Here is a 5,746-nt window from a genome sequence, read left to right as displayed (position 1 = left end):
GTCGACACCGCCGCCGCCAACACCGACGAGACCGTCCAGCTGCTGGACTCCGCCCTCACCGCGCTGAGCACCCAGCGCGACAACGGCGACAGCATCACGTCGTTCTCCCGCGACCTGGCCGACCTCACCCAGGCGCTGCGCCGCTCTGACGGCGACATCCGCGACGTCCTCGACGACACACCGCCGGCCGCGCGCGAGCTCACCACGCTCCTCGACGACCTCGGACCGACGCTGCCGGTCCTGTTGAGCGACCTGATCACGGTCAACCAGGTCGTCGTCTCCCACCTCGACGGCGTCGAGCAGCTGCTGGTGACGTTCCCGCGCGTCATCGCCGGCGGCTTCACCGGCTCGCCGCCCGACGGCTTCGGCCACGTCAACCTGCAGTTCGACTACAGCGTCCCGCCCTGCACCTCCGGCTACAAGCCGCGGAGCCAGTGGCGCCGCGGCGACCAGCTGACCGACGCGCCGATCTATCCGGCCCGCTGCACGAGCGGTGCTCCGTTCGTCCAGCGCGGCACCCCCAACGTCCCCGGCACGCCGAGCAACCCGGGCAACAACTCGCCCGGCAGGTCCTACGGTGGTGCCGTGCCAGGCCACTACGACCCCGCCACCGGCCTCGTCGAGGGCGTCGTCGACGCTGACGGCGACCCCGTCCGCTTCCAGCAGCCCGGCGACCTCTCGATCCTCGGCGACGACTCCTGGAAGTGGCTGCTCGTCGGCCCGGTGACCAGCCCGTGACCCCTGCTGCCCCCACCAGCGAGAGAAGACCCCGTCGCCTGGTGCTGGTCCTCTTCGTCGTCGCCCTCGTGCTCGCCTGCGCCTGCGTCGCCGGGGGAGTGTTCGTCGTCCTCGAGGCCCGTGACCGTGGCGGCAGCGACGACGCCTCCGACACCGGGGCCCCGTCCGCCGCCGAGCAGGACCGCTACGGCGAGGTCAAGGTCGCCGCCGAGGCAACGGCCACCGCCCTCGTCAACATCGACTACCGCGACCCCGACAAGAGCTTCGACGCCGTCGCGGCCACCTCGACCGGGACCTTCCTCGACCAGTACAAGGCCTCCTCCGACAGCCTCGTCGAGCTCGTCACCACCTTCAAGTCCGTGCTCGAGGGCTCGGTCGCGGTCTCCGCGGTCGACGACATCGACGCCGACTCCGCCAGCGTCCTGGTCGCCACCGAGGGCAAGGTCAGCAACGCCCAGACCGGCAAGGACACCCAGGTCCGCAACTTCCGGCTGCTCGTCAAGCTGGTCCGCCAGGACGGCGCGTGGCTCACCAACGACCTGGAGTTCGTCGGATGAGACTCACCCCACGGCGTTCTCCGACTCCTCCGCTTCGCTCCTCCGCCGGACAACGCCGCGGGGACCCCGAATGAGCCAACCGCCCCGCCGCCCTTCCCGCCCCACCCGTACGCCGACCTCGCGGCCCCGCCGCGTCGCCGGCCAAGCCCGCCTCGACGCGCCCGACGTGGAGCCGGAGGAAGTCGACGACAACGCTGACGAGCCGGACGACCAGCCGAAGCCCGAGGAGACCGTCGTCACCGACCCGCCGCCCGGCGTCGACCTGGCGAAACGCTCGACCGACGACACCGTCCCGGCCGCCGAGCCGGCCGCAGCGCCGGTCGCCGTACCCCCGGACGACGAGCGCACCGGTCGCACCCCGCTGGTCGCGCTCCTCGTCGTGATCGTGCTGCTGCTCGGTCTCGGCGCGGCCGAGCTGGTCTACCTCGGCTCCGACGACTCGCCCGACCGCAAGCCGGTGACCGCCGAGCGGCCGGTGCAGGTCTCCGACCTCGAGGTACGCCGGGTGGTCGACCAGGCCGCGACCGCGGCCGACCTGATCCTCTCGGCGTCGTCGAAGGACTACGACGGCCAGGTCGAGCAGGCGACGGCGACGATGACCGAGCCGTTCGCGAAGGAGTACCGCACCACCAAGGCCGACATCGAGGACCAGTTCGTCGCCGCCCAGACCGAGGTCGTCGTCGACATCTCGGCCCAGGGCGTCGTCACGGCGACCGACGACGAGATCGTCGCGCTGCTCTTCCTGACCCAGACGACCCAGAAGGGCGAGCGCGGCGGCGTGACACCGGTGCAGTACCGCGTCACCGTGACGATGGTCAACACGTCGGACGGATGGCTGGTCTCCAACCTGGTGGCGTTGTAGTGTTCAGGCCAAACTAGAACACGTTCCAGTTCGGGCCGTGTCGACGTGGACGGAAGGATCGCGCGTGACCACCGTGGACGTCGACCTCCTGATCGTGGGAGCCGGCCCGACCGGGCTCTACGCCGCCTACTACGCCGGGTTCCGCGGCCACCGGATCGCGGTGGTCGACTCACTGCCCGAGCTCGGCGGCCAGATCACCGCGATGTACCCCGAGAAGCAGATCTTCGACGTCGCCGGCTTCCCGAGGGTCAAGGGCCGCGACCTCGTCGCCGGCCTGGTCGAGCAGGCCAACACCGCCAGGCCGGACTACCTCCTCGACCGCACCGCCACCACCCTCGAGACCGACGAGGACGGGGTCACCGTCGGGCTAGACGACGGCACCGTGGTCCGCGCCGGCGCGGTCATCATCACCGCCGGCATCGGCAAGTTCTCGCCGCGGCCGCTGCCCGCCGGTGACGACTGGATCGGCCGTGGCCTCGAGTTCTTCGTACCCAGCTTCGCGCCCTACGCCGGCAAGGACGTCGTCATCGTCGGCGGCGGCGACAGCGCCTTCGACTGGGCCCTCCACCTCGAGCCGATCGCCCGGTCGGTCACCCTCGTCCACCGCCGCGACGCGTTCCGCGCCCACGAGCGCACCGTCGAGCAGGTGCGCGCGCTGCCGGTCGACATCGTCACCCGGGCCCAGGTGACGGCGCTCCACGGCGACGCCGTCGTCGAGTCCGTCGACATCGTGGTCGACGGCGTCACCACGACGCGTCCGTGCCAGGCCGTCGTGGCCGCGCTCGGCTTCATCGCCGACCTGGGACCCATGCAGCAGTGGGGCATCGAGGTCCGCAAGCGCCACATCTGCGTCAATCCGGCGATGCAGACCTCCCTGCCGAGGGTGTTCGCCGCCGGCGACATCACCGAGTACGACGGCAAGGTGCGGCTGATCGCCGTCGGGTTCGGCGAGGCCGCCACCGCCGTCAACAACGCCACCGTCGCGATCGACCCCCACGCCAAGGTGTTCCCGGGTCACTCGTCCGAAGGTTCCTAGAAGGGGATTGCCCGATGAAGATCAAGGTCGACTTCGACCTCTGCGAGTCCAACGCGCTGTGCGAGGCGATGGCGCCGGAGGTCTTCGAGCTGGACGACGACGACTACCTGGTCGTCAAGACCGAGGAGACGACGCCCGACAACGTCGACGACGTCAGGCGCGCGGTCGCCGCGTGCCCGCGTGCCGCCATCAGCCTCGTGGAGGACTGACGTGACGACCACCTCCCTCGACGGCAAGGTCGCGGTCGTGACCGGTGCCGGCGCCGGTCTCGGCCGTGCCGAGGCCGTCGCCCTGGCCCGGGCCGGCGCCCGCGTCGTCCTCAACGACCTGCCCGGAGCGGCCGACGACGCCGCCGACGAGATCAAGGCGCTCGGCGCCGAGGTCGCCGTCGTCGAGGGCGACGTGTCCGACTCGTCGGTCTCCGAGGCCATGATGAAGGCCGCGGTCGACGGGTTCGGCTCGCTCGAGGTCGTCGTCAACAACGCCGGGATGACCCGCGACCGGATGCTCTTCAACATGAGCGACGACGAGTGGGACGCGGTCATCCGGGTCCACCTGCGCGGTCACTTCCTCCTGTCGCGCAACGCGGCCTCCCACTGGCGGACGGCGTCCAAGGCCGCCGACGCCCCGGTCTACGCCCGCGTCATCAACACCGCGTCCGAGGCGTTCCTGGGCGGGTCGCCCGGCCAGGCCAACTACGCCGCGGCCAAGGCCGGCATCACCGCGCTGACGCTCTCGACCGCGCGGGGGCTGGGCAAGGTCGGCGTACGCGCCAACGCCATCTGCCCCCGCGCCCGGACCGCCATGACCGCGCAGGTCTTCGGCGAGGACACCTCGGGCGAGGAGGTCGACCCCTACTCGGCCGAGCACGTCGCGCCGCTCGTCGCGTGGCTCGCCTCGCCCGCGGCCGAGACCGTGACCGGCCAGGTTTTCGTCGTCTACGGCGGGATGGTCGCGCTGGTCGCGGCGCCGGTCGTCGAGCAGCGCTTCGACAAGACGGGGTCGGTCTGGACGGCCGAGGACCTCGACCAGCAGCTGGGCGGCTTCTTCGCCGACCGGGACCCCTCCGTCGGCTTCGCGGCCGACTCGATCATGAGGTTGCAGGCATGAGCACGACGCAGGACGCCGCGCAGGACACCGCGCAGGACACCGCGCACGACACCGCGCGGGACAGGTCGAAGGGCCGGCTCGACGGCAAGGTCGCGATCGTCACCGGCGGGGCCATGGGGCAGGGGGCCGGCATCTGCCGCGCCTACGTCGCCGAGGGCGCCAGGACCGTCATCGCCGACGTGGCCAAGGACGAGGGCGCGGCGCTGGCCGAGGAGCTCGGCGAGCTGGCCCACTTCGCCCACCACGACGTCTCCGACCAGGCGTCCTGGACCGCCCTGGTCGCCGACACCAACGAGCGCTTCGGCCCGGTGAGCATCCTGGCCAACAACGCCGGCATCCTGCGCTTCGGCTCCATCGCCGACATGCCGCTGGCCGAGGTCGAGCTGCTGTTCCGCGTCAACCAGCTCGGCTGCTGGCTCGGCATGCAGTCCGTGGTCGCCACGATGCGCGCCAACGGCGGAGGAGCGATCATCAACTCCTCCTCGACCGAGGGCCTCGCCGGCATGGCCAACACCGCGGCCTACGGCGCCACGAAGTTCGCGATCCGCGGCATGACCAAGGCGGCCGCCCACGAGCTGGGTCGCTACAACATCAGGACCAACACCGTCCACCCCGGCATGATCGACACCCCCATGACCCGCGTGCACGGCGGCGACCTGGCGATGGAGTACGGCGCCTCCAAGGTCCCGCTCCGCCGCGTCGGCACCCCCGACGACGTCGCGCCGCTCTACGTCTTCCTGGGCAGCGACGAGGCGACGTACATCAACGGCGCCGAGATCGCGATCGACGGGGGCGTCACGGCGACCCACGGCTTCGGCGGCTAGGTCCGTTAGGTTCTCAGGGTGGCCAACCAGCGCTCGCAGATCGTCATGTCCGACGCCGAGGTCGACTCCTTCCTCACCCAGCAGCGGTCCTCGACCCTCGCCACGGTCGGCAAGGACGGCCAGGTCAACCTCGTCGCCATGTGGTACGCCTGGCACGACGGCCACGTCTGGATCGAGACCAAGAGCAAGTCCCAGAAGGTCGTCAACCTGCGCCGCGACGGCCGGATGAGCTTCCTCGTCGAGACCGGCGACACCTACGACCAGCTCCGCGGCGTCTCCCTCGAGGGCACCGGCGTCGTCCTCGACGACCCCGACGTCGTCTGGGACGTGTGCGTGCAGATCTTCGAGCGCTACAACGCGCCCTACACCGAGGAGCTCAAGCCGTTCGTCGAGCTGATGGCCAAGAACCGCGTCGTCGTCCGGCTGGACGCCGACCGCGTGCGGTCCTGGGACCACCGCAAGCTGGGGCTGCCCCCCATCGACCTGGGTGGGAGCACGGCCGAGTTCCTGTGAGTCCGGGTTCGGGCGAAACTCCCTGACAGGTGGGCGGATTCCCCGGTCGGCCGGGGGTTCCGACCGTTGTCAGGGGTTGCAACCCCTGACAAGGGTCAAGTTCCCC

The 5,746-nt window shown here is 71.0% G+C and carries 7 protein-coding genes and 1 pseudogene; all 8 read left to right on the top strand.

The annotated features are described in order from the left end of the window. A pseudogene (locus Q7T52_RS19385) lies at positions 1-738 on the top strand (hypothetical protein); the annotation flags it as partial. A gap of 41 nt (positions 739-779) precedes the next feature. Further along, on the top strand, positions 780-1,295 hold the full coding sequence (locus Q7T52_RS19380; protein WP_304805193.1) for a hypothetical protein: 516 nt from the start codon (positions 780-782) through the stop codon (positions 1,293-1,295). Positions 1,296-1,461: 166 nt separating this feature from the next. Next, entirely contained in the window at positions 1,462-2,157 is a 696-nt protein-coding gene (locus Q7T52_RS19375) for a hypothetical protein (RefSeq protein ID WP_304805192.1), read from the top strand. A 64-nt stretch (positions 2,158-2,221) separates the two neighbouring features. Next, positions 2,222-3,193, top strand: coding sequence for an NAD(P)/FAD-dependent oxidoreductase (locus tag Q7T52_RS19370; RefSeq protein WP_304805191.1), 972 nt, complete (start codon positions 2,222-2,224; stop codon positions 3,191-3,193). Between the two features lie 14 nt (positions 3,194-3,207). Beyond that, entirely contained in the window at positions 3,208-3,402 is a 195-nt protein-coding gene (locus Q7T52_RS19365; protein WP_304805190.1) for a ferredoxin, read from the top strand. Position 3,403: 1 nt separating this feature from the next. Beyond that, complete coding sequence (locus Q7T52_RS19360) at positions 3,404-4,303, top strand: 3-oxoacyl-ACP reductase (RefSeq protein WP_304805189.1); 900 nt, start codon at positions 3,404-3,406, stop codon at positions 4,301-4,303. After that, positions 4,300-5,127, top strand: coding sequence for a glucose 1-dehydrogenase (locus Q7T52_RS19355; protein WP_304805188.1), 828 nt, complete (start codon positions 4,300-4,302; stop codon positions 5,125-5,127). Before Q7T52_RS19360 ends, Q7T52_RS19355 begins: the two co-directional genes overlap by 4 nt. Positions 5,128-5,145: 18 nt before the next feature. After that, positions 5,146-5,640 (top strand): pyridoxamine 5'-phosphate oxidase family protein, encoded by a 495-nt coding sequence (locus tag Q7T52_RS19350; protein ID WP_304805187.1) that lies wholly within the window; start codon positions 5,146-5,148, stop codon positions 5,638-5,640. Positions 5,641-5,746: the final 106 nt, after the last annotated feature.

Source organism: Nocardioides sp. (assembly GCF_030655615.1).
In the GTDB taxonomy this organism is placed as follows: domain Bacteria; phylum Actinomycetota; class Actinomycetes; order Propionibacteriales; family Nocardioidaceae; genus Nocardioides.
The sequence above is the reverse complement of the archived record's forward strand: the minus strand, read 5'-3'. Positions and strand labels throughout refer to the sequence as shown.